General features: G+C 72.0%; 10 protein-coding genes and 1 pseudogene. 6 read left to right on the top strand and 5 right to left on the bottom strand.

Going from position 1 to position 15,135, the window contains the following annotated elements:
- The first annotated feature begins 469 nt into the window (after positions 1 to 469).
- The gene (locus AB0F62_RS34895; protein WP_361808913.1) at positions 470 to 2,983 is read left to right on the top strand and encodes a Pls/PosA family non-ribosomal peptide synthetase; all 2,514 of its coding nucleotides are present in this window, start codon (positions 470 to 472) and stop codon (positions 2,981 to 2,983) included.
- Positions 2,984 to 3,136: 153 nt separating this feature from the next.
- Here the strand turns inward: AB0F62_RS34895 and AB0F62_RS34890 are convergent, their stop codons facing one another.
- Together AB0F62_RS34890 and AB0F62_RS34885 are read right to left on the bottom strand one after the other, a co-directional pair.
- Positions 3,137 to 4,168 (bottom strand): hemolysin family protein, encoded by a 1,032-nt coding sequence (locus tag AB0F62_RS34890; RefSeq protein ID WP_361808910.1) that lies wholly within the window; start codon positions 4,166 to 4,168, stop codon positions 3,137 to 3,139.
- The gene (locus AB0F62_RS34885) at positions 4,165 to 5,466 is read right to left on the bottom strand and encodes a hemolysin family protein (protein ID WP_361808907.1); all 1,302 of its coding nucleotides are present in this window, start codon (positions 5,464 to 5,466) and stop codon (positions 4,165 to 4,167) included. The genes AB0F62_RS34890 and AB0F62_RS34885 overlap by 4 nt, the downstream gene beginning before the upstream one ends.
- Positions 5,467 to 5,937: 471 nt before the next feature.
- Here AB0F62_RS34885 and AB0F62_RS34880 point away from each other — a divergent pair, with 471 nt between their 5' ends.
- Complete coding sequence (locus AB0F62_RS34880; RefSeq protein WP_361808904.1) at positions 5,938 to 6,780, top strand: undecaprenyl-diphosphate phosphatase; 843 nt, start codon at positions 5,938 to 5,940, stop codon at positions 6,778 to 6,780.
- A gap of 55 nt (positions 6,781 to 6,835) precedes the next feature.
- Here AB0F62_RS34880 and AB0F62_RS34875 read toward each other — a convergent pair whose 3' ends face one another.
- From AB0F62_RS34875 to AB0F62_RS34865, 3 genes are all read right to left on the bottom strand, one after another.
- Positions 6,836 to 7,912 (bottom strand): serine/threonine-protein kinase, encoded by a 1,077-nt coding sequence (locus AB0F62_RS34875; RefSeq protein ID WP_361808922.1) that lies wholly within the window; start codon positions 7,910 to 7,912, stop codon positions 6,836 to 6,838.
- A gap of 221 nt (positions 7,913 to 8,133) precedes the next feature.
- Positions 8,134 to 8,751: a superoxide dismutase gene (locus tag AB0F62_RS34870; protein WP_361808901.1), complete on the bottom strand. Its 618-nt coding sequence runs from the start codon at positions 8,749 to 8,751 to the stop codon at positions 8,134 to 8,136.
- A gap of 85 nt (positions 8,752 to 8,836) precedes the next feature.
- Positions 8,837 to 9,430 (bottom strand): Fur family transcriptional regulator, encoded by a 594-nt coding sequence (locus tag AB0F62_RS34865; RefSeq protein ID WP_361808898.1) that lies wholly within the window; start codon positions 9,428 to 9,430, stop codon positions 8,837 to 8,839.
- 126 nt (positions 9,431 to 9,556) lie between these two features.
- On the opposite strand from AB0F62_RS34865, the gene AB0F62_RS34860 reads away from it, so the two are divergent.
- From AB0F62_RS34860 to alaS, 4 genes and pseudogenes are all read left to right on the top strand, one after another.
- Positions 9,557 to 10,693, top strand: coding sequence for a HoxN/HupN/NixA family nickel/cobalt transporter (locus tag AB0F62_RS34860; protein WP_361808895.1), 1,137 nt, complete (start codon positions 9,557 to 9,559; stop codon positions 10,691 to 10,693).
- Between the two features lie 135 nt (positions 10,694 to 10,828).
- A complete protein-coding gene (tsaD, locus tag AB0F62_RS34855; protein WP_361808919.1) occupies positions 10,829 to 11,854 on the top strand; it encodes a tRNA (adenosine(37)-N6)-threonylcarbamoyltransferase complex transferase subunit TsaD in 1,026 nt (341 codons plus the stop codon).
- Positions 11,851 to 12,423, top strand: a complete 573-nt coding sequence (locus AB0F62_RS34850; protein ID WP_361808892.1) for a GNAT family N-acetyltransferase — start codon at positions 11,851 to 11,853, stop codon at positions 12,421 to 12,423. Before tsaD ends, AB0F62_RS34850 begins: the two co-directional genes overlap by 4 nt.
- Before the next feature lie 35 nt (positions 12,424 to 12,458).
- A pseudogene (gene alaS / locus AB0F62_RS34845) lies at positions 12,459 to 15,112 on the top strand (alanine--tRNA ligase).
- The last annotated feature ends 23 nt before the right edge of the window (positions 15,113 to 15,135 follow it).

The raw sequence follows: 15,135 nt of genomic DNA, 5'->3' as shown, positions 1-15,135 counted from the left end.
CGTAGCCTGATCCGCCGGGCATGGACGACCCACCGCTGGGACGGACGCCCGAACCGCCGACCATGACCACACGCCTATCCGCGCGGCCTCTTAGTGGCCATCATCCTTCGGTGCCAACGCTCGGCCCTTCGCCATCGCTGGACGGAACCCTCCGGGGAGCAACGGCCGGACCTGCAACGGGACCGAATCAATTGAGACGGGACACCCGGCCGCACGGGCGAACCGTCCCGTTCAACCCCCGCCACCAGGGACTACCACCCACCGCGCCGGTGCCGTCACCGAAGGCGACCGCCCGTCCGGTGGCAGGCTCAACGACCTGGGCGGAGACTGCGCATACGCTTTATCCCAGCAGCCGGACGCGAAGAGCCCCTCGCACATCCCGCATCGCACGCTCGGACCTTGATCGAGGCCGGGAGCCCTCGGTGCGCAGGCTCCACCGCATGTGGTCCGCATCCCTCATGGAGCCGCCATGACGGACAACCGGGTCGACCTCCTGACCCCGGATCCCGAGGAATCCTCGGCCGCCGGTTCCGAGCGCGTCCTCGCCGAGGTGCTGGCCCAGATCGTGCAGGTCGAGCGGGTCCCGGTCGACAGCGACTTCTTCACCGACCTCGGCGCGGACTCCATGCTGATGGCGCGCTTCTGCGCGCGGCTGAGGAAACGCGGGGACGTGCCGCCGGTCTCCATCAAGGAGGTCTACCGCCACCCGACGATCAGGAGCCTGGCGACGGCCCTGGCGGACGCCCCGCCGCCGGCCCCGGCGCCCCCCGTCCCCTCCCCCGGGGCGGGGGAGGCCGGAGGAACCGGTCCGGCACCGTCCGGCACACCGCGTTACGCACTGTGCGCGGCGCTGCAACTGGTCTTCTTCCTCGCCTACTCCTACGCCGCCGCCCTCGTCTTCGCCAAGGGCGTGGAATGGATAGCGGAGGGCTCCGGTGTGCTCGACGCCTATCTGCGGGCCGTGCTGTTCGGTGCCGGCGTCTTCCTCGCCGTGTGCACCCTGCCCATCGCGGCCAAGTGGCTGCTGGTCGGCCGGTGGCGTCCCCGGCAGATCCGCCTCTGGAGCCTGGCGTACTTCCGCTTCTGGTGCGTCAAGACCCTGATCCGGTCGAACCCGCTGGCACTCTTCGCCGGATCGCCGCTCTACTCGCTCTATCTCCGGGCGCTCGGCGCGAGGATCGGGCGCCGCGTCACGGTCCTCTCGCGTCATCTGCCGGTCTGCACGGACCTGCTGACCATCGGCGACGGTTCGGTGATCCGCAGGGACTCCTTCCTCAACTGCTACCGGGCACAGTACGGAGTGATCCGGACCGGCACGGTCACACTCGGCCGGGACGTCGTAATCGGCGAGGCGACGGTGCTCGACATCGACACCGCGATGGGGAACGGCAGCCGCCTCGCTCACGCCTCCTCGCTCCACGCCGGCCAGCGCGTCCCCGACGGCGAGCACTGGCACGGCTCCCCCGCGCAGCGCACCGACACGGACGACGGCCGCGCGGTCGGCCCGGCCCGCTGCGGCCCCGTGCGCAGGGCGGTCTATGCGGTGACCCAGGTCCTGACGGCCCTGCTCGTCCACATCCCCCTGGTCGTCGGCGGTGCCGTCATCCTCGTGACGGCGGTCCCGCAGTTCCGCGTCCTCGTGCAGCCCGGGCCGACGGCGCTCACGCGCTGGACGTTCTACGCCGATGCCCTGGCGGCCTCGGCGATCTTCTTCTTCGGCGCGGTGGTCCTCGGGGCCCTCCTGTCGGTGACGGTCCCGCGCGTGCTGAGTCCGGCTGTCAGACCGGACACGGTCTACCCCCTGTTCGGCTTCCGGTACGGAATGCACCGGGCCATCGGCTTTCTCACCAACCGGCGGTTCCACAAGGTCCTGTTCGGCGACAGCTCGGCCATCGTCCACTACCTGTGCCGCCTCGGGTACGACCTCGGCGATGTCGAGCAGACCGGGTCCAACTTCGGCCTGACGGTCAGGCAGGACGCCCCCCGGCTGACCTCGGTCGGCAGGGGAACGATGATCGCCGACGGGCTCTCGGTCATCAACACCGACTACTCCGGCACCTCGTTCAGGGTGTCCGAGGTGCGGATCGGCCCGCACAACTTCCTCGGCAACCAGATCGCCTACCCCGCGCGGGGCAGGACCGGGGACGACTGCCTCCTGGCGACCAAGGTCATGGTCCCGCTGGACGGGGAGGTCCGCGAAGGCGTCGGCCTCCTCGGCTCCCCCAGCTTCGAGATCCCCCGGACCGTCCTGCGGGACACCAGGTTCGACCACCTCAAGGAGGGCGAGACCTTCCGCCGCCGCCTGGCGGCCAAGAACAGGCACAACGCCGCCACCATGGCCCTGCACCTGCTGTCGCGCTGGCTGTTCTTCCTCTGGGTCGCACTGGTCGTGTCGGTGGCCGCTGACCTGTACGGCACGTTCGGCCCCCCGGTGATCGCCCTCGCCAACGTCCTCACCCTGCTCTTCGCGGTCGCCGACATGATGCTGATCGAACGCGCCACCGCGGGCCCGCGCGGGCTGCGGCCGCAGTACTGCTCGATCTACGAACGTCCCTTCTGGCGGCACGAGCGCTACTGGAAGATCACCCACCCGACGGAGGCGATCGCGGTCTTCAACGGCACGCCCTTCAAGCCCGCCATCTGGCGGCTGCTCGGCGTCCGGATCGGCCGCCGGGTCTTCGACGACGGCTGCTACCTGCCCGAGCGCTCCCTGGTCGCCATCGGCGACGAGTGCGTCCTCAACGAGGGCACCCGTATCCAGTGCCACTCCCAGGAGGACGGCACCTTCAAGTCGGACCGCACCACGCTGGGCAGCGGCTGCACCCTCGGCATCGGCGCCCTCGTCCACTACGGCGTGACCATGGGCGACCAGGCGGTCCTGGCGCCCGACTCCTTCCTCATGAAGGGCGAGGAGGTCCCCGACCGGGCGCGGTGGGGCGGCAACCCGGCGCGGGAGATGCGGGGTGCCGTGCCCGCTCCATGACCGGGTACGGCACCATCACCGCGACCCGGCCGCACGCCCGGCCGGCCGCACGCCCGGCCGGGCGTGCGGCCATCGCCGTGCGCTCCCGGACCGCGCCGCCCGCGGGATGCCCCGAGCGGGACGCCCGCCTGGCCCCGGCCCGAGCCCGCGGGTCTACGCCGCCTCCTCCACGGGGGCGGCGGATCCGACGAGCTCCTCCAGGACGTCCTCCATGGTGACGTAGCCGAGGAGCGTGCCGTCGTCCCCGGTGACCGCGGCGAGATGGGTGCCGGCGGAGCGGAGGGCGGTGAGGGTGTCGTCCAGCGGCGTGGTGGGGCGGAGCCGGATGACGGGGTGGAGGGCGCTCCGGGGGAACGGGCGGTCGCGCTCGGCGACGCCGAGGGTGTCCTTGATGTGCAGGAACCCGAGGACGTCGCCCCCGTCGCCGGTGACCGGGAGACGGGAGAAGCCGGAGGCCGAGGCCTTCCGTTCCAGCTCGTCCGGGGTGACCCGCTCGTCGACGGTGACCATGCGGCCCGCCGGTACAAGTATCTCGCCGACCGGACGGCTGCCGAGTTCCAGGGCGTCGCGCAGGCGCTCGCCGCCGGTGGCGTCGAGCAGCCCCGCGGCGCTGGAGTCCTGGACCAGGCGGGCGAGTTCGTCGTCGGTGAAGACGGCGGTGACCTCGTTCTTCGGCTCGACGCGCAGCAGCCGCAGCAGGACGTTGGCGAAGGCGTTGATGCCGAAGACGACCGGGCGCAGGGCGCGGGTGACCGCGACCAGCGGCGGGCCGAGCAGCAGCGCCGAGCGCTCGGGCGCGGCGAGCGCGATGTTCTTCGGGACCATCTCGCCGATCAGCATGTGCAGGTAGGTGGCCGCGGTCAGGGCGATCACGAACGAGATCGGGTGCACCAGGGCGTGCGGCACGTGGACCGCCTCGAAGCCGGGCTCCAGCAGATGCGCGATGGCCGGCTCGGCGACCGCGCCCAGCACCAGCGAGGAGACGGTGATGCCCAACTGTGCGGTGGCCAGCAGGGCGGACAGGTGCTCCAGGCCCCAGATGACGGTGCGGGCGCGCTTGTCCCCGGACTGGGCGCGCGGCTCGATCTGGCTGCGCCGGACCGAGATCAGGGCGAATTCGCCGCCCACGAAGAAGGCGTTGGTCAGCAGCGTCAGAGCGCCGACGGCGAGCTGCAGCACGGTCATCGGGCGACCTCCGGAACGCGTGCGACACGGACCCGCTCGGCGACGTGGTGGTCGACGCTGAGTACGGTGAGCCGCCAGCCGTCGAGGTCGGCGGCATCGCCGCGCGCGGGGATCCGGCCCAGGGTGGTGGCCAGGAGACCGGCGACGGTCTCGTACGGGCCGTCGGAGAGCACCAGGCCGATGCCGGCGAGCTGGTCGATGCGGACGTTGCCGTCGGCCTCCCATGTCCCGTCGCCGCAGGGTGCGAGGTCGGGTCGCTGCTGCGGGTCGTGCTCGTCGCGTACGTCGCCGACGACCTCCTCGACGACGTCCTCCACGGTGACGACGCCGGCCGTGCCGCCGTACTCGTCGATGACCACGGCCATGGTGCGGCGGCTGCGCAACCGCTCCAGCAGCCGGTTGACGGGCAGGCTGTCGGGCACCAGCAGCGGCGCGGTGGCCAGCGCGGTCACCGCTGTGGTGGCGCGTTCGGCGGCGGGGAGGGCCAGGACGTCGCGGATGTGGACGGTGCCGATGACCTCGTCGAGGCTGTCCCGGTACACCGGGAAGCGGGACAGGCCGGTCGACAGGGACAGCCGAGCCGCGTCGGCGGCGCTGGCGTGGGCCTCCAGGGCCCGTACGTCCACACGTGGGGTCATGACGTTCTCCGCGGTCAGCTCGCTCAGGTGGAGCGTGCGGACGAAGAGCTCGGCGGAGTCGGGTTCCAGCACGCCGACGGCGGCCGAGTGCCGGGCCAGCGCCCGCAGCTCGTCCGGTGTGCGGGCGGAGGCCAGCTCCTCGGCGGGCTCCAGCCCCAATCGGCGCACCAGGCGGTTCGCGGAGTCGTTGAGGTGGTTGATCAACGGCGAGAACGCCGCGGTGAAGCCGCGCTGCGGCCCGGCGACCACCTTGGCGACGGCCAGCGGGCTGGAGATCGCCCAGTTCTTGGGCACCAGCTCGCCGATCACCATCAGCACGACGGTCGAGATGCTCACGCCCAGGATGGTGGCCGTGACGGAAGCGGCCCCGTCGGGAAGGCCGACGGCCCCGATCGGACCCGCCAGCAGCGCCGCGACCGACGGCTCGGCGAGCATCCCGATGACCAGCGAGGTCACCGTGATGCCCAGCTGCGCGCCGGACAGCTGCAGTGTCAGCCTGCGTACCGCCTTCAGCGCGCCGTCCGCGCCGCGCTCGCCCGCGGCCGCGGAGCGTTCCAGCTCACCGCGCTCCACCGTGGTCAGGGAGAACTCCGCCGCGACGAACACCGCGCAGGCGAGGGTCAGCAGCAGGGCCGCGAGAAGGAGGAGGACTTCGGTCACCGTGTCACCCCCGTTCCCACACGGCGGCGGGGCTTTCGGGGACTGACACGGTCGGTACTCGGAGGATGGTCCATCGCGGGAACCGCGGCTCCTTCTTCATGCTCGGAACGACGAGGGTTCCACCATGGTAAAGGATGGGCAAAGGTGGCCGCCGGTCACCGCCCCTCACCCGTCGCCGCTCACCCGTGCGCGGCGCCTCGCCGGGGCCCGCGTTCCCGCCGCCACCAGGCCCTCTCCGCCCTCCCGGCCGAAGATCGCTCGTCCATCAGGGTGGCTTGGGAACTTCTTTACCTGACGCGGTAGTTCTGCGGATGGCCCGCAGGGGGCCGCCCACCGTACGAAGCCACCGGCCGCCCCACGGGCCACCGGCCGATGGCCGCAGAGTTTCCCGAGTTCTCCGGCGCCACGGCCTCGTGGGCGGCTTCGCCGCCGGGTCGCGGCGCCCCCGACCATCTGTGGAGTCACCCCCCGATGTCCTGGTTCGAAGCCACCGTCCTCGGCTTGCTGCAGGGGCTCACCGAGTTCCTGCCCGTCTCGTCCAGCGCGCACCTGCGCGTGTTCTCCGCCATGGCCGGCTGGAAGGACCCTGGCTCCGCCTTCACCGCCGTGACCCAGCTGGGCACCGAGACGGCGGTGCTGATCTACTTCCGCCGCGACATCGCCTCGATCGTCAAGGCCTGGACGGCGTCCCTCTTCGTCGCCGACCGGCGCAAGGACCCCGACGCGCGGATGGGCTGGTTCGTCATCATCGGCACGGTGCCCATCGCCGTCCTCGGCGCCGTGTTCCAGCACAGCATCGAGACGTCGCTGCGTGATCTGCGCATCACGGGCACGGTGCTGATCCTCTTCGGGCTCATCCTGGCCGTGGCCGACCGCACCAGGGCCATCCGCAGCGCCAAGCCCATCACCGAGCTGACCCTCCCCCACGCCCTGGGGTACGGCTTCGCCCAGTCCCTCGCCCTGATCCCCGGCGTCTCCCGCTCCGGCGGCACGATCAGCGCCGGGCTCTTCCTCGGGTACAGCCGTGAGGCGGCGGCCCGCTACTCCTTCCTGCTCGCCATCCCCGCGGTGCTCGCGTCCGGCACCCTGGAGCTGTTCAAGATCGGCGAAGGGCCGGCCCCGGCCTGGGGGCCGACGCTGCTCGCCACCGGGATCGCCTTCGTGGTCGGCTACGCGGCCATCGCCTGGTTCCTCAAGTACATCTCCACCCACAGCTTCACGCCGTTCGTGATCTACCGGCTGCTTCTCGGGGCCGTGATCATCGGCCTGGTGGCCGTCGGTGCGATCGAGCCGTCCGCGGGCGGCGTCGGCTGACCGGTCCCGCCCCGGCCCCGGCCGTCACCCAGCGGGCGTCACGCCCAGCCCGGACTCAGGGCGAGGTCCCCTCGGACGACGTCGTGCTCGGGTCGGCGCCCGGGGTGTCGGCGGAGCTGCTCTCCGGCGAGAACGAGACCATGCCGATGAGCACCGCCACCACGAAGGCAACCGCTCCGGCTATGGCGCTCGCCACGCGGGGCCGGTACCTGATGAACTCGCCCGGGCTGCGCCGCTGCGGCGGTGCCGCCCGGCGCCTGGACGCGGACCGCACCGCCGGGGGCCGATGGCGCGTCGTGGCGGAGCCGGCCTCGTTGCCCGCGCCGCCGGGGGCGACGGGCCGGGGCGCGGCGGCGGGCAGGGCCTCCGGGCGCCCGCGCCAGGCGTCCGTGCGGAACCAGTCGGCCACCGCCTGGGCCGTCGGCCGGTCGTCCGGCTGCTTGGCGAGCAGCCCGAGGAGATACGCCTCGAAGGCGGCGGGCACATCGGCGCCGAGCCGGGACGGAGGAACGGGGGCGCTGTCGATGTGCTGGTACAGCAGGCCCGTGGGGCTGTCGGCCTGGAACGGCGGACGGCCCGTCAGCAACTGGTACAGGACGCAGCCGAGGGCGTAGACGTCGGAGGGCGGCCCCGCGGTCTGGCCGAGTGCCCGTTCGGGAGCCAGGTAGAGGCTCGTGCCGACGATCTGTCCCGTCATGGTGAGCGCGTTGGCGGGGTCGTCGACGAAGCGGGCGATCCCGAAGTCGCCGATCTTGACCGATCCGACGGCGTCCAGCATCAGGTTGCCGGGCTTGATGTCGCGGTGGACGATGCCCTGCTGGTGCGCGGCCGCGAGGCCCGCGGCGGCCTGCGCGGCGACGACCGCGACGTCCTCCGCGCCCAGCGGGTGCCCGGACTCCAGCCGCCCGGCCAGGCTGTCGCCCTCGACCAGCTCCATGACGAGGAAGAACCGGCCCTCCCAGGACCCGAAGTCGAACACCGCCACGACATGCGGGTGCCCCAGGCGCGCCGCCGTCTGCGCCTCCAGCCGGAACCGCGCGGCCGCTGAGGGGTCGGTTCCGTCGCCCAGCAGGAGCTTCACCGCCACGGGGCGTCCCAGCACCTCGTCGTTGGCCCGCCACACCTCGCCCATGCCGCCGCGGCCGATGGGCGCGTCCAAGCGATACCGATCCGCCACCAGCACGTCGTACGACCTCGATCCTGCGAGCCAAACCAGAGCGGTCTTACGGTACTTCACTCGCACACCCGCGGTGACGGGCAGCCGCCCCCGCCTCCGGCTGCGCCCCGCCGGCGGGGCGCGGAACACGTCCGGCCCGCTCGCGGGCGCGAGCGGGCCGGTTCGCGTGCGAGCCGTCAGACGCCGGACGCCGCCTTCGCGGCGTCGAAGCGGGCGGTGACGTCGTTCCAGTTGACGATGTCCCAGAGCTTGGTGACGTAGTCGGGACGGACGTTCTTGTACTGCAGGTAGTAGGCGTGCTCCCAGGCGTCGAAGACCAGCAGCGGCGTGGCGCCGTGGCCGACGTTGCCGTGGTGGTCGTAGACCTGCTCGACGATCAGACGCTTGCCGAGCGGCTCCCAGGCGAGGACGCCCCACCCGGAACCCTGGACGGAGGCGGTGGCCACGGTCAACTGCTTCTTGAACGCCTCGAAGCCGCCGAGGTGCTCGTCGATGGCGTCGGCAAGGGCTCCGTCGGGGCGGTCGCCGCCGTCCGGGGAGAGGTTCTGCCAGAAGATCGAGTGCAGGACGTGACCGGAGAGGTTGAAGGCGAAGGTCTTCTCCAGGCCGACCAGCCCCGTCGGGGTGATGGCGTCCTTGTCGCGCGCCTCGGCGATCTGCTCGAGGGTGTCATTGGCGCCCTTGACGTAGGCGGCGTGGTGCTTGGCGTGGTGGAGTTCGAGGATCTCCCCCGTGATCGCCGGCTCCAGCGCGGAGTAGTCATAGGGCATATCGGGAAGCGAGTACGTGCCCATCAGGCACAGCCCCTTTCAGCGATGGTGATCGATTGAGCCACTGTCACCATACGCTTGCTCTTGCGAGAAACTTGCAACAGCCTGACTAGTGCACCAGCATGTTCCCCGGCGGGGTCGGCCCGTCAGCCTTCGGCGGCGTCGTGCCCGCGGTATCGGGCGCGGTCCTTTCCGCGGGGTGATCGTCTTTCCAACCGGCAATCCGCCGGCCCCGGCCGGCCCCGTCTTCGCGACATTCGGGACACAGTCCGCGCAGTATGAGGCCATCTGTGGCGTCGAGCCGGAAGCCGGTCGCCTCCTCGGCGGCGAGTACCGCGGCCGCGAGCCGGTCGGCGTGCATCCTGGTGACGGATCCGCATGTGCTGCAAACGGCGTGGTGATGCGGGCTCCGGGTGAGGCAGTAGACGGTGGTGGACGGCCCGTGGGTCATGCTCACCACGCCCCGTTCGGTGAGGGTTTCCAGGGTCCGGTAGACCGTCGTGATGTTCACGGGCACGCCTTGCTCGGCCATGTGGCGGCGGATCTGGTTGGCGGAGAGATGCCCGTCGTGGCCGCGGAGCAAGGCGAGGAGGTGGAGCCGCGGCTGGGTGCACCGCAGGCCGCACTCCCGCAGCACACTCGCCTCACGTCCGCCGGGCCGGTTCACGTTCCAGGCATCCCTGGTCGCCGCCGTCGGGTTCATGCCTGCCTGCCCCTTGACCACTTCATTGCCCTATGAGCACTGACTGTTAACTGCAATGAGATTGCAGGTAATTTTCACTCGCGCCTAATTTGACATGTCAGCAGGCATGTCCAGAAAGAGGCGCCCATGTCCACCGCTCCGTCCGCCGCACCAGGAGCCCAGCCCCTGCTCCACCGCGTCCGCCACGCGCTCAGCCCCCGGGAATGGGCCCGCGTCGGGGGCATGGCGGGCTTCGTCGTCGGCCTGCACGTCATTGGCTGGTTCACTCTCGTGGCCGTCGTCGCTCCGGAGCACTACAGCCTCGGCGCGAAGTCCTTCGGCGTCGGCATCGGCGTGACCGCCTACACCCTGGGCATGCGGCACGCCTTCGACGCCGACCACATCGCGGCCATCGACAACACCACCCGCAAGCTGATGGGCGAAGGCCAGCGGCCGCTCTCGGTCGGCTTCTGGTTCTCCCTCGGCCATTCCTCGATCGTCTTCGGACTGGCCTTCCTGCTGTCGCTGGGCGTCAAGGCGCTCGCCGGGCCGGTGGAGAACGACGACTCGCAGCTGCACAACGTCACCGGCTGGATCGGCACCACCGTCTCCGGCACGTTCCTCTATGTCATCGCCGTCATCAACCTGCTGATCCTGGCCGGGATCTGGAAGGTCTTCCGGCAGATGCGCTCCGGCCACTTCGACGAGGCGGCCCTGGAGGAGCAGCTGAACAACCGCGGCTTCATGAACCGGCTCCTCGGCCGGCTGATGAAGTCCATCACCAAGCCGTGGCAAATGTACCCGCTCGGCCTGCTCTTCGGACTGGGCTTCGACACCGCCACCGAGATCGCCCTACTCGTCCTGGCCGGCTCCGGCGCCGCCTCGGGGCTGCCCTGGTACGCGATCCTCTGCCTGCCGGTGCTCTTCGCGGCCGGCATGTCGCTGCTGGACACCATCGACGGCTCGTTCATGAACTTCGCCTACGAGTGGGCCTTCTCCAAGCCCGTCCGGAAGGTCTACTACAACCTCACCATCACGGGCCTGTCGGTCGCCGTGGCGCTCATCATCGGCACCGTCGAGCTCCTCGGCCTGATCGCCGAGAAGGCAGGCCTCCACGGCGCGTTCTGGGACTGGGTCTCCGGCCTCGACCTCAACATCATCGGCTTCGTCATCGTGGGCCTCTTCTTCGCCACCTGGCTCGTGGCCGTGCTGGTGTGGAAGTTCGGCCGCATCGAGGAGAAGTGGACGGCGGACCTGCGACCCGCGGAACCGCACACCGACTGAGCCGCCGCCTTCGGGCTCCCGCCCGATCCCGACGCCCCGGACCACGCCGACGGGTCCGGGGCGTCTGTGCGCCTACAGATGCCCTTACTATGCAATTGCAATGAGTACGCAATAAGGAGCCGGGAGGCGAACGTGGTGGTCCTGGGCATCGAGTCGTCCTGTGACGAGACCGGGGCGGGCCTGGTGGAGAACGGGCGGCTGCTCGGCCACGCCGTGGCGTCGAGCATGGACGAGCACGCCCGCTTCGGCGGTGTCGTCCCCGAGATCGCCGCCCGCGCTCACCTCCACTCCGTGGGCCCGGTGGTCCGGGCCGCCCTCGCCGACGCCGGACTCGGCCTGCGCGATGTCAGCGCCGTCGCCGTCACGACCGGCCCCGGACTCTCCGGGGCCCTGCAGGTCGGCGTGGCCGCCGCGAAGAGCTACGCCTACGCCCTTGGGGTGCCGCTGTACGGAGTCCACCACCTGGCCGGGCACGTGGCCGCCGACACCCTGGAGCACGGGCCGCTGCCCGATCCCTGCGTGGTGCTGATCGTCTCCGGAGGCCACACCTCGCTGCTCCTCGTCCGCGACCTGGCACGCGACCCGATCGTCCATCTGGGCGACACCCTCGACGACGCCGCCGGAGAGTGCTTCGACAAGGCCGCCCGAGTGCTCGGCCTCCCCTATCCCGGAGGCCCGGCCATCGACCGTGCCGCCCGCGGCGGCGACCCCCGCGCGATCGCCTTCCCCCGCCCGATGACCGGACCGCGCGACGACCCGTACGCCTTCTCCTTCTCCGGGCTGAAGACCGCGGCCGCCCGCTGGGCCGAGCACCACCCCGACGGCCACGTCCCGGACGCGGCCGCCTCGCTGCAGGAGGCCATCGCCGACGTCCTCACCCGCAAGGCCCTCGCGGCCTGCCGCGACCACGGAGTACGGGACCTGGTGGTGGTCGGCGGCGTGGCCGCCAACTCGCGGGTACGGGCCCTGGCCGAGGAGCGGTGCGCCGCGGCGGGCATCCGGCTGCGGGTGCCGCCGCTGCGCCTGTGCACCGACAACGGCGCGATGATCGCCGCCGTCGGAGACCTCCTCGTCCGGGCGGGTGTGGAACCCGTACCGCTGGGGGTGTCGATCGATCCCTCCGCTCCGCTGGAGCACGCCACCCTGGTCCCGGCGGCATGACCGCCGGCGTCCGCCCCGTCGCGGCCGACCGGCTCCTGGCCTACGCCCCGGCGCTGAGAGTCGCCTACCGCGAGGCGTTCTCCGCACCTCCGTGGAACGAGGGCGACAGGGAGGCGGACCTCTTCCTCGACCGCCTCGCGCGGGACGTCGTACGCCCGGGCTTCACCGCGGCCGTCGCCTGCGCGGGCGACGAACTCCTCGGCTTCGCCACCGCCTGGACGACGCCCTCCCCCTTCCCCTCCGGCCGCTGCTACGGACTGGCCCACGCCGCCCTGGGCACCGATCGGACCGCGGCCTGGCTGTGCGGTGCCCGCGAAGTCGACGAACTCGCCGTCCGACCCACCGCCCAGGGCACCGGCGTCGCCGCCGGCCTCCTGGACGCCGTCACCAACGACGCACCCGGCGACCGGGCATGGCTGCTCACCTCCGTACAGGCCACTCGTGCCCTGCGCTTCTACCGGCGCAGCGGCTGGACCCAGGCCACCCACCCGGCCGAGGACGGCACCGGGATCACCGTCCTCCTCGGGCCCCGCCATCCCGACCGCGCCACCGCCGCGCGCCCCCTGTGACCTTCCCGCCCTTCCTCCCCGCTCCGGAGCCCGTTGTGCGCACCGCAGAGATCCGCCGCCGCTTCCTCGAGTACTTCGCCGAACGCGGCCACCACGTCGCCCCCAGCGCGCCCCTGCCGACGCCCGACCCGACCCTGCTGTTCGTCAACGCGGGCATGGTGCCCTTCAAGCCCTACCCGACCGGCGAGGCCGCCGCGCCCTGGCCCCGCGCCACCAGCGTCCAGAAGTGCGTGCGCACCCTCGACATCGAGGAGGTCGGCCGCACCACCCGGCACGGCTCGTTCTTCCAGATGAACGGCAACTTCTCCTTCGGGGACTACTTCAAGGAAGAGGCCATCGCCTACGCGTGGGAGCTGTCCACCACGCCCGTCGCCTACCGCGGATTCGGTCTCGACCCGGACCGTATCTGGGTCACCGTGCACCACACCGACGAGGAGAGCGCCGCGATCTGGCGCCGCGTCGCGGACCTCCCCGAGGAGCGGATCGTGCGCCGGGGCGACGAGGACAACTTCTGGTCCATGGGCGTCCCCGGGCCCTGCGGCCCGTGCTCCGACCTGTACTACGACCGCGGCCCCGCCCTCGGCCGGGCCGGCGGTCCAGCGGTCGACGAGGACCGCTACATGGAGTTCTGGAACCTGGTCTTCATGCAGTACGAACGCGGCGAGGGCCCCGGCAAGGCCGGCTACCCCGTCCTCGGTGAACTGCCCCGCCGCAACATCGACACCGGCATGGGCTGGAACGCATGGCCACCCTGCTGCAGGGCGTCGACAACCTCTACGAGATCGACGAGACCCGCCCGGTCCTGGACCACGCGGCGACCCTGTCCGGGGCGCGCTACGGCGCCGACGCCCAGGCCGACGTCCGGCTCAGAGTGGTCGCCGACCACGTCCGCACCGCGCTCATGCTGCTCGCCGACGGCACCGCGCCCGGCAACGAAGGCCGCGGCTACGTCCTGCGCCGCATCCTGCGCCGCTCGGTCCGCGCCATGCGACTGCTCGGCCACCAGGACCCCGCGCTCCCGGAGCTGCTGCCGGTCGCCCGCGACTGCATGGCACCGAGCTATCCCGAGGTCGCCGAACAGTTCGACCGCATCTCCCAGCAGGCCTACGCCGAGGAGGACGCCTTCCGCGCCACCCTTCGGCAGGGCACCACCGTGCTCGACACCGCCATCGCCGACGTCAAGAAGACGGGCGGCCACGCGCTGCCCGGCGACCGGGCCTTCCTCCTGCACGACACATACGGCTTCCCCATCGACCTCACCCTGGAGATGGCCGCCGAACAGGGCGTCGACGTCGACCGCGACGGCTTCGCCGCCCTCATGCGCGACCAGCGAGAGCGCGCCCGCGCCGACGCCCGTGCCCGCAAGGCGGGCGGCGCCACCGACACCACCGCCTACCGGAGCGTCCTCGACACGCACGGGCCCACCGACTGGCAGGCCTGGGACACCCTCCGAACCGACTCCCGCATCCTGGCCATCCTCGGCCCGAACGGCCCCCGTGCCTCCGTGCACACCGGCGAGATCGCGACCGTCGTCCTGGACCGCACCCCCTTCTACGCCGAGTCCGGCGGACAGGACAGCGACGCCGGACACCTCACCTCCGCCTCCGCCGAAGCCGAGGTCATCGACGTCCAGCGCCCCCTGCCCGGACTGGTCGCCCACCGGATCCGCGTCACCGCCGGCGAACTCGCCACCGGCGACGGCGTCCACGCCGCGGTCGACCCCGAGTGGCGGCTCGGCGCACGCCAGGCACACTCCGGCACCCACGTCCTGCACGCCGCGCTCCGCCAGGTCCTCGGCCCCACCGCGCTGCAGTCCGGCTCGTACAACCGCCCCGGTCACCTCCGCCTGGACTTCCCCTGGCGCGGCCCGCTCGGACCGGCGACCCGCAGCGAGGTGGAGGAGGCCGCCGCCCAGGCCCTGCGTCGCGACCTGCCGGTGGGCGTCCGCTGGATGCCGCTGGCGGAGGCCAAGGAGCTCGGCGCGCTCGCCCTGTTCGGCGAGACCTACGGCGAGCAGGTCCGCGTCGTGGAGATCGGCGGCCCTTGGTCGAGGGAGCTGTGCGGCGGCACGCATGTGCGGCACGCCTCTCAGATCGGCGTCATCGCCCTCACCGGCGAATCATCGGTCGGCGCGGGCATGCGCCGTCTGGAGGCGGCCGTCGGCATCGAGGGCTTCGGCTACCTCGCCCGCGAGCGCGACCTCGTCTCCCGCGTCGCCGAGCAACTCCAGGCGCCGCGCGCCGAACTGCCCGACCGCGTCGCGTCCCTCCTCGACCGCCTCAAGACCGCCGACCGGCAGACGGCCGAACTCCGCCGCCAGACCACCCTGGCCCGTGCCGCGGAACTCGCCGACCGGACCACCGACGTCGACGGCACCCTCACCGTCACCGCGACCACCGACGGAAGCATGGACGACGCCCGGCACCTCGCCACGGCCGTCCGCGACCGACTGTCCCCGAACCGGCCCGGCGTCGTGGTCATCGGCACCTCCGGCACGGGCAAGGCCGCCCTCGTCGTCGCCGTCAACCCCGCCGCCCGTCAGGCCGGCCGCTCCGCTTCCGCCCTGGTGAAGCGACTGCTCGGCGGACGCGGCGGCGGCAGCGGCGACATGGCCCAGGGCGGGGGCATCCCCGCGGAACGGCTCCCGGCGGTCCTGGACTCGCTCCGCGACGTCCTCACCCGTGACTGACGGGGAGGACGTCGCCGTGCGCC

It is taken from the genome of Streptomyces sp. NPDC026673 (assembly GCF_040638135.1).
GTDB lineage: Bacteria > Actinomycetota > Actinomycetes > Streptomycetales > Streptomycetaceae > Actinacidiphila.
Note: the sequence above shows the minus strand (reverse complement) of the source record. Positions and strands in the feature narration are given on the sequence as shown.

Excerpts from the sequence above, each read along its gene's own strand:
- AB0F62_RS34860 (WP_361808895.1), top strand. The coding sequence starts at position 9,557 with ATGTCCACCGCTCCGTCCGCCGCACCAGGAGCCCAGCCCCTGCTCCAC.
- AB0F62_RS34880 (WP_361808904.1), top strand. The coding sequence starts at position 5,938 with ATGTCCTGGTTCGAAGCCACCGTCCTCGGCTTGCTGCAGGGGCTCACC.
- AB0F62_RS34895 (WP_361808913.1), top strand. The coding sequence starts at position 470 with ATGACGGACAACCGGGTCGACCTCCTGACCCCGGATCCCGAGGAATCC.
- AB0F62_RS34875 (WP_361808922.1), bottom strand. The coding sequence starts at position 7,912 with ATGGGCGAGGTGTGGCGGGCCAACGACGAGGTGCTGGGACGCCCCGTG.
- AB0F62_RS34890 (WP_361808910.1), bottom strand. The coding sequence starts at position 4,168 with ATGACCGTGCTGCAGCTCGCCGTCGGCGCTCTGACGCTGCTGACCAAC.
- AB0F62_RS34865 (WP_361808898.1), bottom strand. The coding sequence starts at position 9,430 with ATGAACCCGACGGCGGCGACCAGGGATGCCTGGAACGTGAACCGGCCC.
- AB0F62_RS34870 (WP_361808901.1), bottom strand. The coding sequence starts at position 8,751 with ATGGGCACGTACTCGCTTCCCGATATGCCCTATGACTACTCCGCGCTG.
- AB0F62_RS34850 (WP_361808892.1), top strand. The coding sequence starts at position 11,851 with ATGACCGCCGGCGTCCGCCCCGTCGCGGCCGACCGGCTCCTGGCCTAC.